Origin of the sequence: Rhodohalobacter sp. SW132, assembly GCF_003390325.1 — a bacterium.
Taxonomy (GTDB): domain Bacteria; phylum Bacteroidota; class Rhodothermia; order Balneolales; family Balneolaceae; genus SW132.
Window position 1 is genome coordinate 188,993 of record NZ_QUOK01000002.1, and the last position, 16,419, is coordinate 205,411.

The following is a 16,419-nucleotide window of genomic DNA, read 5'->3' on the forward strand; positions in this document are numbered from 1 at the left end:
CCGATGAGGTTAATCATCGAATTGAATAACCGGCCAGCCATCGCTGTCCCAGGTCAGTTCGAGGATCATCAGTTTAGGGCGGCCTTCATCTTCGAGATCGTAGGCGTGAGCAACCAGGTAATCTCTCCCATCAAACGTGTAGACAGAGTTGTGGCCGATCGCGGAGTAGTTTTCATTGCCTTTTACCACCAGTGATCCGCCACCGTAATTCATATTTTGGTCTTCTTTGTCAAGATAGGGTCCGGTGATCGATTCCGACCTGCCAACAACCACTTTATAGGTGCTGTCCTCCCCGCGGCAGCAACGGTCCCAGGAAACAAACAGGTAGTAATATCCATCTCTTTGAAAAATGAACGGGGCTTCAATTGCACCGCTTTCCGATTGTCGGTTCAATTCAAAGATGGCATCTGGGTAGAGCTCATCATAATCGAGTTCAGGATTGGCGGAGTCGCCTGCATCTCTCTCATCCAGTTTCCAGTAGCGGTGCCGCTGTGCAATGGTGAACCACTCATCACCTTCAGGGGTGATGGCAACCGATTTGAGATCATCCTCCAGTTTCACCAGTTTGATACCCATCCAGTGAGACCCGAAGGTTAGCCAGGGGGTACCATCATCATCAAAAGAGAGGGTGGCATCAATAGCGTTCCACATATCCCGGCCGGGCACCGATTCAACTACGATCCCGTGATCAACCCACTCAAAATTAGGATCATCCGGATGCAGCGTTTCATTCGTGACCAGTCCGATGGCCGAATTATTCCGGCCAAAAGAAGAGATGGAATAGTAGAGGTAGTATGTTCCCTGGTGATAGGAGATACTGGGTGCCCAGATATGATTTTCAAAACCAGGAACCACGCGTTCGGTCCACTCGGGAGCTTCCTCAAAAATAGGATCGAGCCGTTCCCAGTTTACCCTATCGTCAGAACGCCAGTTCGTGATTCCACTTCCGGTATTGAAAAGGTAGTAGGTGTCATCCTGCTGAATCATCGAAGGGTCGTGAACTACAATATCTATATGATGATTGATACGGTCGCTTTCAGAGTTTGTTTGATCGGTTGTCATTTCAGAAGAGCTGCAGCTAATCCATAAAAACGGAAAAATGAAAACTGCAAGTAAACAGGGGATATGTGCATTTCTTCTCTGCCGTAGTTTAGATCGTATGAAGATTTTCATCGTATTGGATTAGTGGTTTTTCGAAACAGAACTTTAAAATTGGTGATCAATAAAGCAGAATGTAACGAAGCGCTTCTGTAAAAACGGCTCTGAAATATTAACAAATGTAAATACAACAAATATTTTTGTTTCAGTTTTGATCCGGACAAAGCTGAGTACCATTATTTTCTACAATTCATTGAGTGTAAACACTTCATTTAAGTCTGTTTAATTAGTACAAAGTGATATTTATAAGTGGAGGGACATTAAATATGAAAATTGAGAATTAAATATCGATGTGAGGAAAAATAACAGAATTAGTCAGATAATAATTAAGTAGTTAAGAGGGGAGGTGAGTCTGATTGGTATAAGCTGGGTTCGCACAATTTTCACTCTTTATAAAGACCTCCCATATAGTGAGATTCGTCATAATTCTGAATGACACTTAACAGTGTTAAGTCATATATAATATCTGTGTTCAAGTATGAGAATCTGTTCATAAAAACCCTTGAAATTTGATCAACTCGCACAGAAATCTCCGACTTTTTTAAAAAAAATTACGCAATAAATTGAATATTGAATATTAAATAAAATGTTTTGAAAAATTTTAAGCTTTGTCAGACAATCAGAAAAGCGCTTTTAGTAAACCTGATTCCCCTTCCTCGAAAAAAATGAGAATCGTAGTTGAAGAGTATTGTTTTTTTGGTGTAGAAATGACACTATTGGGTTGTAGCTGGAAGCGCTTTTAAAATTTCGGCCCAAAAATGTGATTTCGTTCTATCAAAATTCACATTTTTAAGATCCAAAAAGGAGCACTTTCAAAAGATCAACTAAAATTCACAACAAATGAACCAAACGTTACTCTCTAAATTAATTATGAAGATGTTGCTGGTAATTCCGCTTCTCCTTATCGGGACAAACGGAATGGCTCAGCACGACGTATCGGGTACGGTGATCGATGGGAACACCATGGAGCCGTTACCGGGTGTAAGTATTCTTGTTATGGGAACCGATCAGGGAACCGCCTCAAATATTGACGGTGAATTCTCACTTTCTGTACCTGATCAAAACTCAACTCTTGTTTTCACCTACATTGGCTACGTGAGACAGGAAGTTCCTCTCGAAGGAAGAAATGAAATTACTGTTGAACTTCAACCAAGCATCCTCATGGGGGATGATGTTGTGGTTGTTGGATATGGTACACAAAGATTAGAAAGTCTGACAGGATCTGTAGCATCCGTTTCGGCGGAACAGATGGCAAAAGTTCCTGTTCCAACGGTGACTCACGCTCTGCAGGGTATGGCTCCGGGACTTCAGCTGCTGGATGGTGGTGACAGGCCCGGCCGAAATCAATTAAACTTACTTATTCGAGGTCAGGGTACATTAGGACGTGGAGATCCTGGAAGTGCAAATGCATCCAGACCTCTGGTGCTTGTTGACGGTGTAGAGGCAAATCTTGCAAATGTTGATATAAACGATGTAGAAAGGGTGTCCGTACTCAAAGATGCTTCTTCCGCTGCCATCTATGGCTCTCGTGCTGCGAATGGTGTAATTTTGGTTACAACCAAACGGGGAGCAGCCCAGGGAAGGGTTCAGGTTTCTTACAATGGATACATTGGTATGCAGAATATTACTGCGTGGCCTGAACAGGTAGATGCTGAAACCCATATGCGACTTGCAAACGTGGCCAGAACGAACTTTCTGAACTGGTGTCTTGATGGACGGGATCCAAATGCTCAGACTGAAGCCGCATGTTATGATAATCCAAGCTATGCACCAAGATATTCAGAGGAGTATATCCAGAATACGATTTCTAGTAACGATCGTGATGCATTTCCTGCTGATGATCATGTGGATGCAATGTTCAATCCGGCTCCGATACGCGATCATACCTTGCGTGTATCGGGTGGAAATGAAACCGCCAGGTATGCACTTTCTCTGAATCACATGGGTGAGGATGGCTTGATGCCAAATACTGGTGCAAATCGAACTGGAGTTCGTTTAAATACCGATTTCCAATTAACTGAGCAGATTTCTGGTGGTGTTGATGTGTCGGCGACACGTCGCTGGGACACAATTCCTGCAGAAAACTGGGGCTCTACATTTTTCCTTATTCACGATACACCTCCCACTATAAGAACCCGATATACGGATGGTACATATGGCCTGAACTTATTTGGCCATAGCCCTTTAGCGTATGCTGAAGTCAGCGGTAGTGAAGATCGGGTATTCTGGGATGGTACACTTACAGGACGGTTCAACTATCAAATAGTACCCGGAATCGTAGAAATTCAAACTCTTGCGTCATATGACTATGGAAGTATGGATTGGGAGAGATTCCGTACAAATCCGGCTCTGATTGATGATTATCCATCAAATGGTACCAATTGGGGACCAAGTTTTGGTGAAAATCGAACGAACACATCCCGGCAGTTAACTCTTCGGGCTCTGGCAGATTATTCCTACATCTTCGATCAAATTCATGAGGTGTCTGGTGTTGTCGGTTATGAGCAAATTGAGTATAACTTCGAAGAGTTTCGTGCGTGGAGGGATCAATTCTACAATAACGAACTCAGACAGTTGAATCTGGGTAATTCAGCAAATGACGGGAATTCGGGTTTTGGTAACGAATGGGCCCTGCATTCTGGTTTCACACGATTCAATTACACGCTTCTGGATCGTTATATGTTTGAATTCAATGCACGGTATGATGGGTCAAGCCGCTTTGCGGAAGGAAATCGTTATGGATTTTTCCCGTCATTTTCCCTTGGCTGGAGACTTTCTGAAGAATCATTTTTCAATGTAGATTGGGTAAATGAATTGAAATTCCGTGGTTCGTGGGGTAAACTGGGGAATCAGGATGTGCCTCTTTATTCCTATTATTCCTCCATCAACTTGGGGATTCCTTATTACTTAGGGAATTCCGGCGGTACTCAGGCTGTAGGCGGGGCTGCTACAAATCTTGTGAACGAGGACCTTTCCTGGGAGACTACCACTGTGATAAATTTCGGGGTGGATACAAGGTTTCTAAATGACCGGTTATCGATGTCGGCGGAATTGTATACACGGCGAACAGAAGACATTCTACTCCAATTACCTGTTCCTGATATGGTTGGTCTTGATGCTGCCTATCAAAATGCAGGAGTTGTTGAAAATAAAGGATGGGAATTATCTCTCGGATGGGAAGATGTTGTAGGGGATGTTAGTTATGGAATAAACCTTAACCTTTCGGATAACCGCAATGAGGTAGTGGATTTATTCGGCACTGGCCCTTATGTCTTGGGCGGGAATCTTGATGGCCATGTTGTGCAGGAAGGATCTCCGATTGGAGCCTGGTATGGACTTGAAGCCGTAGGATTATTCAACTCATACGAGGAAATTGATAATCATGCGCAAGTTGCCGGGTGGGAAACACGCCTTGGTGATGTAATCTTTAAAGATCAGAATGGAGATGGCATTATCAATGACGAAGATCGTGTAGTGATTGGTGATCCGAACCCGAGATATATATTTGGGGTAAATCTCAATATGGGATGGAGAAACTTCGACATGAGTGCATTTTTTCAGGGCGTTGGAAAGCGTGACCAATATCTGGGTCTTGGATTTGCCCAGGGGCCGGTTTGGGAAAACTTTACTTCGGAATGGCATAAAGACCACTGGACTCCTGATAATCCTGATGCCAGACATCCGGCTTACTATTCCAACTATAACCGAAATTATTACACTACAAATTCCTGGTGGATTTTGGATGGAAGCTTTGTGAAGCTTAGAAACCTTCAGTTGGGGTATAGTTTACCTCAAACACTAATTAACAGGTTGGGAATTCAAAATGTACGATTGTACGCAAATGGTAAAAATTTGTGGACTCGTCATAATTTAGGTCTTGATTTAGATCCTGAATATCCCTGGACAGTAGGAGATTACTATCCACAAACTCGTGTAATTAGCATGGGCGCCAATATTAGCTTCTAAATTTCCAAAAAAATGAAAATTAATATGAAAGACACAATGAATTATACGAGGACGAAAGCAATGAAACTGATGGTTTCAGGATTGCTGGTACTCTGTGTTGTTATAGGTACCTCAGGTTGTAGCGACGGTTTGCTAACAACAGTACCCACAGATAGAGTGTCATCAGGAACATTTTGGGCTAATGAACGTGATTTCAATACGGCCCTTAATGGAACGTATGAACGAATGGTAGGTGTAAATGGAAACCTTCCATTTTTTGATGGAACTACCGAAATTGGCTATTCGCATGCTGATTGGGTACGCCAGCACGGAACCGTTATGGGACGATCCGATGGACAATCGGGATGGCCAGCCGGTTTCTGGGCTCGGAATTATAATGGAATCACCCGTGCCAATGAAGTATTGTCTCAATTGGAAACGGTTGAAGATGGTGTTCTCTCAGCAGAGGCATCAAATCACATACGGGGTCAGGCTCTTTTTCTAAGAGGATACTTCTACCATCAACTTCTTTGGATGTTTGGTGAAGTACCAATTTTTACAAGTGTACCAACCGTTGAAGAAGCAAGCCAGATTAGCCGTAATTCCAGGGATGAAGTATACGCCAGAATTACGGATGACTTATCAGAAGCAGCAAACTTATTGCCTCCAAGCTGGCCATCGTCTCAATATGGGCGTGCAACAAGTGGAGTAGCTATGGGTTATCATGCCCGCACGGCCTTATATGAGGCGAGCTGGAAAAAGTATCATGAAGGCAATGATGCCCGTGCAAATGAACTGTTTAATACAGCAGTTAATATGGCGCAGGCTGTTATAAATCTGAATGAGTATTCCCTGCACCCGGATTTTCGGGAACTCTTCACATACGCTGGTGAACAAAGCAATGAAATCATATTTGACTACCAGCGGGTATCCGGTCAAAACGGATGGAGCGCCTGGCGAGCTTTTGCACCCAGTTCAATGGGCAGTAATGTTGATATAGCTCCAACGCGTGAACTGGTGGATCGATTTCCAATGGAAGACGGATTACCTATTGATGAATCGCCGCTTTATGATCCGGAAGCACCGAGAATTACGTATGACGGCAGTGGAAACCCTACGGTTGAAACGATTGGTAAGTATGCGAATCGTGACCCAAGGTTTTACGGTACTGTGCTATATCCGGGCGCTGAATTTAATGGTGTGATCTATAATTCCTACCCCGCTTGCGGTGATGGAGCACCCGCAGGTTATTGTAGCCCGACATCTGACAGAATCTTAATTTCTGATTACAATAATACCTACACCGGGTATATTGCGATGAAATATTTAGATCCTCAGGATGAAGCTTCTCCAACCAACAGCGGGCTAAACCACATCAAAATGCGATATGCTGATATTTTATTGATGTATGCAGAGGCCAAGGTTGAACTGGGCGAGCAGGATGCATCCGTAAACGAGGCTATTCAGGAAATTCGTGATCGATTAAATATCCCTCTTCCATATGACTTAACAACTATGTCACAGGAAGATGCAATTGATTTTATTCGAAATGAACGAACGATTGAATTTGCCTGGGAAGGGTTACACCTGGCTGACATTCGCCGATGGGGAACAGCTGAAATCGTTTTAAATGGTGAGACTCACGGAATTGATGTAAATCGGGGTGGAAATCAGTTTGAACCGATACCCGGACAACACGTTAGAAGCTTCTCCTCACCACGGGATTATTTATGGCCAATCCCTACAAGTGAACGAGACCTTAACCCGAACCTGGTACAAAATCCGGGATACTAATAAGTAGTAACAGATGAAATGTTGAATGAGGAAGGGGGCGGAATAGATCATTTCGCCCTCTTTTTTTTATTCATACGTAGTTTAATTCCCCGGCCCTCAGGTCGGAAATAATAGAAGCCCCCTTTGAGAGGCTGTGAGATAATGATTTATGATCTTGTAATACCCTAAAAATATATACCGCCAAGGTCGCTGAATACGCAAAGAATATGAATAAGTACCCTTTGCGGTTGATTGCGCCCCCGCGGTTAAAAAATTAAAGGCATTGATAATTTTACAAGGTATTTTCTCAAAGCCTCTCAAAGTGGGATACTCCAGGATAACCTCCATATCGACCAGAAAGGTATGGGATTAAAGTTGACACCTCACGGGTCCTGTCCCGAGATAGTTCATTTCAATCTTCTTTCTTTTATAAAGATTCGTGTGAATTACAGTTAATGAAAAAAGATATAAACGATTGATCATTACTGAGGGTCTCTTTTGTATTATAACATTCATACAATATCTTCAGTCATACAATTTCAGTAACAGCAAATCAAATCTGTAGCAATTTACACAGCAGTTGAATGCAAAAAACAATTATCACCTCAACCTGTTTATTGATTGGGGTTTTGTCTTGGTTCTTTTTGGCCGGATTTCAGGAAAATGAACCCTTTAGAATAGAGATAGATGCCATTGAAGGATTACAGTTTTCTCCCGTTCGATTCGCCGTAAAACCGGGTCAAGAAGTCGAATTGGTATTTCGTAACCGGGACGATATGATGCATAATCTTCTGATAACACAGCCCGGTGCACGTGAAGAGGTTGCAGAATTGGGACTCGCGAGCGGTATGGCTGAAAATTTTGTACCGGATACAAATTTAGTTCTCTGGGCAACTGAGGTGATTTCTTATGGAGAAACACAAACTATAAGATTCACTGCGCCGGATGATGAAGGCGAATACCCATATGTTTGTACATTTCCGGGCCACCCCGACCGGATGTTTGGAGTGATGTACGTAACCTCAGATGAAACTTCACTCCCCGAACTTTCTGAGGATCCCAATATACCTGAATATCTTCGGGATGAATTAGAAACCGACAGGGATCGTTTATTGATATGGGAACACAATCCAGCTGATGCCCCCAGGAAAGAAGTTCGCCGTACCTTTATACGGGATGCCGGCCCATCCGCAATCGGTGTGCATGCAGGGCGAAATCTATCTTTTATTTGGGATGCAGATACGGCCCATTTGCGGTATGCATGGTGGGGCGGATTTTTGGACAGCGAGCAACACTGGACAGGAAATCAATCCGATTTTTCTGAAGTAGAAGGTCATATTTATTATCGGGCATTGAGAGAGTTCCCTATTCGGCTGGGAGAAACATCCTACATTCCCTCCAGGAGTTTCCTGGGATACGAATTGATCGATGAGTTGCCAGGATTCGAGTATTACATGGATCAATATAGAGTCCACCAATACATTAGCAGTCTTCCGGACGATACAGGGCTGCGCATGGAGTTTGAGATACAGGACATCGATCAACCGGTCTATTTTGTCACAGATCTAAACGCCGGGGCTGAATTCCGGAGTTCTGCGGGTGAATGGGACAATGGAGTGCTGAAACTATCAGCAGAAGAAGCTGAAGCATTTTCAATTGATTTCATTGAACGTCCCGAACATGAACCCATTGGTTACTGGTCGATGAACGACGATCCGTGGACCCAATTTCAAAACGACCGGGTTCGCGAGGGAGTGGTGGGCCGGTCACTCCATTTTGAGGAACACGAGAAATTATCAAAAATTTACGGGGATATTGTCGATCCCGATATGACGTTTGCCGGATGGGTAAAAATCCAGGACAGTGAAAAAAATAATCAATTCATTTTTGGGCAGAGGGATGAAGATTCTGGCAGAGAGTTTTCATTACTATTTCATGACGGATTATTTAAAATCCATTATCCCGATGAGTATGGTGAACAGAATAGCGAAAATCTTTCTGCATCGATCCAGCCGGGGGAGTGGAATCACTTTATGTGGACCCGGAGTGGTTCAGATATGGAGGTTTTCGTAAATGGAAATCTGGAAACAAATCTGCGAATGGGTACGCTGCTTTATGACCAGCCATTTACAATTGGGGCCAGTAATGAAGAATATCACATGGATGGATATCTCGACCAGATTCTTATCTGGAGAAGAGTATTGAATGAGGATGAGCTTAACAGTCTGTATGAAAAGCAGGCGGATCATTTAAACGGGGAGTAATGCTATGAAAAAACGTAACATGATTTTGAGGTCTTGTTCTATCATATGCTTGATATGTACTTTTATGGCATGTACCCAGGTATGTACCGAGTGGAGTGAGTGTTATGAAATAGAGAACATCAGTCTGCCGGAGGGGGTTGCAGCTGAGGTGGGGGGAATCGATCTGCTGGATGATGGCCGTCTGGTTTTTGTGTTCAATCGGGGTGAGGTATATTTTTATTCACCGGATACGGAAGAATGGTCACGATTTGCAGAAGGACTGCACAATCCTCTTGGTGTGTATGCCGAAGCTGCAGACGAGATCTATGTAACACAATATCCTGAAATAACCAGGCTCCGGGATACAAATGGGGATGGCCGCGCAAACCGCTATGAAACCGTAAATAATCAGTTTGGGATGTCGGGCAATTATCATGAATTTCATTTCGGGCTTGTAAGGGATGAGGATAATAATTTTTATTCTACACTGAATGTCGCTTCAAATGGAGCTGGTGTACGATATGAAACGCGGGGAGAGATTAATCCGGATGGACGCCAGGGAAGGATGTTTTCAGCAATACCTTACAGGGGCTGGGTGATCAAAACAACACCTGATGGTAAACTGGAGCCTTTTGCTTCAGGATTTCGGAGCCCTAATGGAATACTTCTGAACAGTGAAGGCAATTTGTATGTGACAGATAACGAAGGAGACTGGATAGGAACCAGCGTGATTCATCAGGTTGAAAAAGAAAAATTTTACGGACATCCCATTAGTCTTGCCTGGGAAGATGGCTGGGATAAAGGCGTGGTGGCTGATTACAACTCCACTTATTTTGATAATCGCAGAGTGATGCCTGCTGCGGAGTTTCCTCATGGTGATTTATCGAACTCGCCTACTCAGCCGCTGGAAGATTCCACGGATGGAGCATTTGGGCCATTTTCCGGACAAATCCTGATTGGTGAAATGAATCATCCGCACTTAATCAGGGTCATGCTGGAAGAGGTGAATGGTGTAACCCAGGGTGCGGCTGTGAAATTTCACGATAGTCACGGTTTGGACCAGGGAAATAACCGGATGGTTTTTGATCATGATGGAAATTTGTGGCTGGGCCAGACTCATCGCGAAAGAAACTGGACTGGATCAACGGGAATTCAGAAGATCAGCTGGACTGGAAAAATTCCTATGGAAGTGGAACATGTACGTCTGACTGATCAAGGTTTTCGGGTACGATTTACCCGGCCCGTTGAATCTGAAACTCTGCCGCAAGAAGGAGATTTTCTCATTGAGCGATATCATTACCGCTATGATGCTTCGTACGGATCACCCAAACTTGGGATTGAAGAAATAACAGTGTCAAATATGAGAATAACGCGGGATCGAAACGAAATTAAGTTTGATATCGAAGATCTCGAACCTGGATATATTTATGAAATGAACTTCAGTGAAATTGAAAGTACAGACGGAGTAAACGTTATGCATCCCGCTGTTATGTATACATTACAGCAGTTGCATAGTGGATCAAGTGAAGTATCTGCCAACTTTAATCAAAAATAGTACCATGAAAATTTTGAAATATGTGATGTTTCTGATGGGTATTGCACTCATTGTTAGTGGCTGTGCGGATGATAACTCATCCCAGCTTACAAGTCCCGATGGCGATCTGCAGATTGACGTGTGGCTGAATGATAATTAAGGCATTATACCCACCGGTTAGAACTAATGAAAAACACTCACTGATCAGTTATTCGAAGGGGACGGCACCGAATGCTTTCCAAACTGATTACCAGGAATAAAAAGAGATCTGGTTCGTAGTTGGAAATTATTGGGCAGGAGATAGAAAAAACCATCACATTCTGACTTCCATTTCTTGATGATTCTGCATCCGGCTATTTTATCCAAACTTAGCGCATGTATATGTTTCATCCATTGTAAAATACCGGTATCCATACCATAATGCCGTTCAGTCAGCTAATTGGACTTTACATCTTCATATAAGGTTTATAGCTGAAAATATAATCATAACTTGAATTTGCTATTTACAATATTCCTTTACTAATTAAACTTCAGTCTACATTTATAGCTCAATGTCTAACTTGATAAACTAATAATGCATGATCTGAACGATACAAAATTAGTTCAAAAAATCATTGAAGGGAGTGAGGAAGCATTCAGAGAAATTTATTGGTTGTACTGTGACCAATTGCACAGACTTGCTTTTCAATTTCTCAGGGATCAACAACTTGCAGAAGATGCAGTTCAGGATATTTTTTTAAAACTCTGGAATCAAAGACACCAGCTTGATGAAAACAGATCTATAAAGGGATTTCTGTTAATTTCGTTGAAAAATCATGTTCTGAACTTGTTAAAAATTAACAAGAGAAGAATATTGCGCCAATTTGAATACTCTAGAATTAACACGAATAAAGTAAATGAAACTGATGGTGCAGTAATCTGTTCAGAACTTCATTCGCTAATAGAGCATTGTCTGGAAAACTTACCTGTCGCAAAAAGGCGGGTATATGAACTTAAAAGAGTTGGAGATTTTAGTAATAAAGAGATAGCGTCCGAGTTGGGCTTGTCTGAAAATACCGTGAAATCACATTACTATCTGGCTAAAAAAAAAATGCAAGAGCTTATATTCACTTATCAAAATTCATCTAAGAAAACCTCTCCTTAGTCTCATTTAAATCAATATTTAGGGTATTCTTTAGAAGCTGGTGAATATTTATCACATACTTTTTGCTTACCGTGTTGTATTTATAGTAAATGCAATACAATTTGGGCATGAAAACACCAGATCAGAATTTACTTGATAAATATTTTAATGGTACAGCAACCAGAAAAGAGGCTGAAATAATACTGGAATGGTTTCAATCAGTAGAGGGTACCAGATATCTTGAAAATCATTTTCAAAATGCTGCTTCTTCAAATGAAATCAATTCTAAAGTACCTATATATAAAGTCAGAAAACATGCCGTCCTGAATTCAATTCTGCATCGTATTTCCAGAGAAAATACAGAAGCAATTCTGAAAAAACCGATAAGAAACACAAGAAGGAATTCCTACAAACTGGTTGCAGCAACAATACTTGTTTTATTTTCACTTCTTTTTTTGTTGCAAATCATTCACACGAATACACCTGATGTAGAATACAGATATTCAACAGGTCCTTATGAAATGCAGAGAGTTAACTTATCAGATGGAAGCATGATCGGATTAAGTGAAAATTCAAAATTAACGATATCTGAAGATCCATCGAACGAAGATTTTGAGATATCACTCGAAGGGCAGGCATATTTTAATGTCTCAAGCCGGGAAAACAGGGAGTTCAGGATTTATACGGACGATACAGAAGTCTCTGTATTAGGTACTGTATTTAATATAAAAAGCAATAATCAGACAGGGCAAGTAATAGTTGCCGTCGAAAAAGGTAAAGTCTCATTTAAAAATGTAAAACAGAATTCCGGTACAACTCTCACCGAAAATATGATTGGGATATATGAAACTAATAACATGAGTTTGCATACCGAGTCCTCAGAGGTTCATAATTACATGAGCTGGTACCATGGAAGTATCGTTTTTACCAATACGCCTTTTGAAGAAGTATTGCAACAGCTTGAAAGAATTTTTGATATAACCAATAAAATAGAAAGCGATGATTTGAATTCCCTTCGACTAACCGCAAATTTCAAAAGAGGTTCATTGGAGCACACTCTAAGTACAATAGCAGAAGGATTAAACATTGATTACACCATCAGAAATGGGACAATACACTGGAATCAGAAAACAAATTAAAATCAAGTGCCTTAGTTACGATATCCTCAAAAATTAAACAATAACTTTAAATCACACAAAGGATGAATGAATTAAGCAAAGATACAAATTCTGGATCGGTATTCATGCTGGTCTGTATTGTGATGTTATTTGCCGGTGTAAGTATGATACTTTCTCCGATAACATCAAATGCACAAACTATTGGGTCCGAATACCTTGTAAGTCTTCAAAATGATTTTGAGGAGGATCTTCTGACAGCTGATCTGAAAGACATGAAACTTACTGATGCATTGGAATATATTGCAGAACAGGCTAACCTTGGAATCTCTTATAACTCCAATTTAATTCCGGATGGAAGCGCTTCTCTTGTGATACAAGAGATGCCCGTTTTGGAAGCAGTAAATATTTTGCTTGAGGGAACTGGGCTATCAGCCCATTACATTTCGAATGGATCGGTTATATCAATTCAGGAGATCAAAACTCCTTTAAATAGTATTTCAGCGATGAACTTAGATGTAGATCGCCAGGAAACTGTAAGTGGAACAGTTGTGGATGTCAATACAGGTGAATCTTTGCCTGGGGTGAATATTCTTATAATGGGTACAGAAACTGGTACAGCTACTGATACCGATGGAAACTTCACATTGACGGTTCCCTCTCTTCAGGAAATACTGGTTTTTACATACATCGGTTATCAGAGACAGGAAGTTCCCATTGATGGCAGAAGTGAAATCCACGTTGAACTTCAGATGCAGATATTTGGAACTGAAGAACTCGTAGTTGTAGGTTATGGTACAAGGGCTCGTGAGACATTAACTGGATCCGTAACATCTATCTCAGGTGAAAGACTTCAACAGGCACCTGTCACGAATATATCAAACAGCATATCTGGTCAACTTCCCGGAGTTGTTACTGTGAATACAAGCGGTGAACCCGGCGCAGATGGTGCGATGATCCGTATTCGTGGAGAACATACACTCGGTGATAATTCACCTCTGGTCGTAATTGACGGAGTTCCTAACCGGTCAGGTGGATTGGAGCGTTTGAATCCAAGAGATATTGAAAATATAAGTGTGTTGAAAGATGCATCTGCAGCAATTTATGGGGCACAGGCGGCTAATGGGGTGATTCTTATTACCACGAAACGGGGACAGGTAGGTGCTACTCAGTTCAATGTTGATTTCAATCAGGGATTCAATCAACCTACAAGAGTACCAGAAATGGCGGATGCTGCCACTTACCTGGAAATGTTGAATGAAATCTCTCTATACAGAGGAAATGCCGCTCCGTATTCACAGGAAAGAATCGAAAATCACAGGCAGGGTACAGATCCTTGGCTTTATCCAGATACAGATTGGTTTGCTGAAACTCTTAAACCTGTTTCACACCAATCTCGTGCAGATATGTCTGTTTCTGGTGGCAGTGAATCAGTACAATATTATGTATCATTCGGTGGGTTAACGGAAGATGGCTTCTATCATAACAGTGCAACGCGATATAATCAGTATCAATTCAGAAGTAATATTGACGGACGCATTACCGACAATGTAACTCTTGGATTTGATGTAACGGGCCGATTTGAAGATCGAAACTACCCGACAAGATCTTCGGGTGATATTTTTCGGATGGTTATGAGAGGCAAACCTCATTTACCGGCTTATTGGCCAAATGGATTACCGGGTCCTGACATTGAATATGGGGACAACCCGGTTGTTGTGGGAACACCGGAAACAGGCTATAACAATGATGAACGGTATTACTTTCAAAGTAATCTTAGTGTCAATATTGAAGTTCCCGCTGTTCCGGGCCTATCAGTAAGAAGTAATATTGCCTATGACAGAAATTTCAGGGAACAAAGTGTATGGCAAACACCGTGGACATTATATACCTGGGATTATGAAACATATGAGAACGGTGAACCTGCGCTGGAAGGTTCCTCAAGAGGGTATGCTGAACCCAGACTGTTTCAGGAACGCGGTAGCGGCCAAGATATCATGGTGAACCTGGTTGCCAATTACCAGCTTGATCTTCAGGACCATTCATTTGGTGTTTTGTTAGGAACCGAGCGCCAGACATTCAATAATTCGTATATGAATGCGTTTCGTCGTTATTTTGCATCTGATCAAATCGATCAGCTTTTTGCCGGTGGTGACGATGAACTAACCAATACAGGAAGTGCTTCAGAAGGTATTCGGCAAAACTACTTCACACGGTTTAATTACGACTACCAAGCCAAATACCTGTTTGAGTTCGTTGGGCGATATGACGGTTCATACATATTCCCTGAAGGTCAAAGGTTCGGTTTCTTCCCTGCTGCTTCTGTTGGTTGGAGATTAACCCAGGAAAACTGGTTTCGTGAAATGACCGGTTTCTTTGACGAATTGAAACTTCGGGCATCCTGGGGACAAACTGGAAATGACCGCATCGATGAATTCCAATATCTTGCTACATTCGGATTTGGCAGTGGTTATGTCTTTGATAATAATGTTATTGTCAACAGTATTCACCCAACCCGAAGTCCAAATGAAAACGTTACCTGGGAAGTTGCTAACCAATTTGACGTTGGTTTTGAAGCAGAATTTCTGAATAACCGGTTTTCAATTGAACTGGACTACTTCAATTATCTGCGTGAGGATATCCTCTGGTTTAGAAATGCATCAGTTCCTATGACATCAGGTTTTAGTTTACCTCGTGAAAATATTGGAGAGGTATCCAGTTATGGTTTTGATGGTTCAATAACCTATCGAAACCAGGTTAGTGGAAGTTTTATGTTTGATATCAGGTTGAATGCCAGCTATGCGACCAATGAGATCAATTTCTGGGATGAAGCTCCCGGCGCACCAGAATGGCAGAGATCCACCGGTTCACCGATGAATACAAGCCTTTATTACAATGCGATAGGAATTTTCCAGGATGAAGAAGAAATCGCAAATACTCCAAGCTGGGAAGGTGCACGTCCTGGCGATATCATTTTTGAAGATGTCAATGGGGACGGTGTAATAGATGGACGAGACAGAATTCGCATCGATAAAAACCATCTTCCAAAATGGAATGGTGGCCTGAACATCAATGCAGTGTACAGAAATTTTGATCTCTCAGTTCTGTTTCAGGGTGCAGCCGGAGCAGTGCACTATCTGAATACTGAATCCGGTGAGATTGGAAATTTCCTGGCTGAATTTGCAGAGAATAGGTGGACAGAAGATAATCCGAGCACGACCCACCCAAGAACCTGGAACAGGGGTGATGAATATTGGTCAAGTAATGCTAATACTTACTTTTTAAGAAATACCGATTACGTCAGGCTTAAAAATCTCGAGATTGGTTATAACCTTCCCCAGGATGTTAGTAATCGCTTAGGGTTACAAAGGTTCAGAGTCTATGCTAATGGATTTAATCTCTTGACCTGGGATAGTTTGAATGTAATGGATCCGGAAGCTGCAAGCAGTTCTGGTCAATACTATCCACAGAAGCGAGTTTTTAACCTCGGTGTCTCTTTAACTTTTTAATATCATAACTGAAACATAC

Annotated in this window: 9 protein-coding genes; 8 read left to right on the forward strand and 1 reads right to left on the reverse strand. The window is 41.9% G+C overall.

What is annotated here, in order from left to right; translation table 11 throughout:
- Positions 1–9 precede the first annotated feature (9 nt).
- Positions 10–1,173, reverse strand: coding sequence for an arabinan endo-1,5-alpha-L-arabinosidase (locus DYD21_RS05490; protein WP_199535469.1), 1,164 nt, complete (start codon positions 1,171–1,173; stop codon positions 10–12).
- 825 nt (positions 1,174–1,998) lie between these two features.
- Between DYD21_RS05490 and DYD21_RS05495 the strand changes: the two genes are divergently transcribed.
- The 8 genes from DYD21_RS05495 to DYD21_RS05525 all read left to right on the forward strand — a co-directional run bounded on the left by DYD21_RS05495 (position 1,999) and on the right by DYD21_RS05525 (position 16,400).
- Complete coding sequence (locus tag DYD21_RS05495; RefSeq protein WP_116033832.1) at positions 1,999–5,124, forward strand: TonB-dependent receptor; 3,126 nt, start codon at positions 1,999–2,001, stop codon at positions 5,122–5,124.
- Positions 5,125–5,184: 60 nt separating this feature from the next.
- Entirely contained in the window at positions 5,185–6,897 is a 1,713-nt protein-coding gene (locus DYD21_RS05500) for a RagB/SusD family nutrient uptake outer membrane protein (RefSeq protein WP_158551427.1), read from the forward strand.
- Between the two features lie 563 nt (positions 6,898–7,460).
- Complete coding sequence (locus DYD21_RS05505) at positions 7,461–9,140, forward strand: LamG-like jellyroll fold domain-containing protein (RefSeq protein ID WP_116033837.1); 1,680 nt, start codon at positions 7,461–7,463, stop codon at positions 9,138–9,140.
- A gap of 64 nt (positions 9,141–9,204) precedes the next feature.
- Positions 9,205–10,674, forward strand: a complete 1,470-nt coding sequence (locus DYD21_RS05510; protein WP_116033840.1) for a hypothetical protein — start codon at positions 9,205–9,207, stop codon at positions 10,672–10,674.
- A gap of 4 nt (positions 10,675–10,678) precedes the next feature.
- Positions 10,679–10,813 (forward strand): hypothetical protein, encoded by a 135-nt coding sequence (locus DYD21_RS21370; protein WP_255415903.1) that lies wholly within the window; start codon positions 10,679–10,681, stop codon positions 10,811–10,813.
- Positions 10,814–11,227: 414 nt separating this feature from the next.
- Positions 11,228–11,797 carry an RNA polymerase sigma factor gene (locus DYD21_RS05515; protein WP_116033842.1) on the forward strand — a complete coding sequence of 190 codons (570 nt, stop codon included), beginning with the start codon at positions 11,228–11,230 and terminating at the stop codon, positions 11,795–11,797.
- Between the two features lie 107 nt (positions 11,798–11,904).
- Positions 11,905–12,915 (forward strand): FecR family protein, encoded by a 1,011-nt coding sequence (locus DYD21_RS05520; protein ID WP_158551428.1) that lies wholly within the window; start codon positions 11,905–11,907, stop codon positions 12,913–12,915.
- A 62-nt stretch (positions 12,916–12,977) separates the two neighbouring features.
- The gene (locus DYD21_RS05525; protein WP_116033846.1) at positions 12,978–16,400 is read left to right on the forward strand and encodes a SusC/RagA family TonB-linked outer membrane protein; all 3,423 of its coding nucleotides are present in this window, start codon (positions 12,978–12,980) and stop codon (positions 16,398–16,400) included.
- Positions 16,401–16,419: the final 19 nt, after the last annotated feature.

Coding starts and splice junctions, on each gene's coding strand:
- DYD21_RS05490 (WP_199535469.1), bottom strand. CDS start 1,173: ATGAAAATCTTCATACGATCTAAACTACGGCAGAGAAGAAATGCACAT.
- DYD21_RS05495 (WP_116033832.1), top strand. CDS start 1,999: ATGAACCAAACGTTACTCTCTAAATTAATTATGAAGATGTTGCTGGTA.
- DYD21_RS05500 (WP_158551427.1), top strand. CDS start 5,185: ATGAAACTGATGGTTTCAGGATTGCTGGTACTCTGTGTTGTTATAGGT.
- DYD21_RS05505 (WP_116033837.1), top strand. CDS start 7,461: ATGCAAAAAACAATTATCACCTCAACCTGTTTATTGATTGGGGTTTTG.
- DYD21_RS05510 (WP_116033840.1), top strand. CDS start 9,205: ATGGCATGTACCCAGGTATGTACCGAGTGGAGTGAGTGTTATGAAATA.
- DYD21_RS21370 (WP_255415903.1), top strand. CDS start 10,679: ATGAAAATTTTGAAATATGTGATGTTTCTGATGGGTATTGCACTCATT.
- DYD21_RS05515 (WP_116033842.1), top strand. CDS start 11,228: ATGCATGATCTGAACGATACAAAATTAGTTCAAAAAATCATTGAAGGG.
- DYD21_RS05520 (WP_158551428.1), top strand. CDS start 11,905: ATGAAAACACCAGATCAGAATTTACTTGATAAATATTTTAATGGTACA.
- DYD21_RS05525 (WP_116033846.1), top strand. CDS start 12,978: ATGAATGAATTAAGCAAAGATACAAATTCTGGATCGGTATTCATGCTG.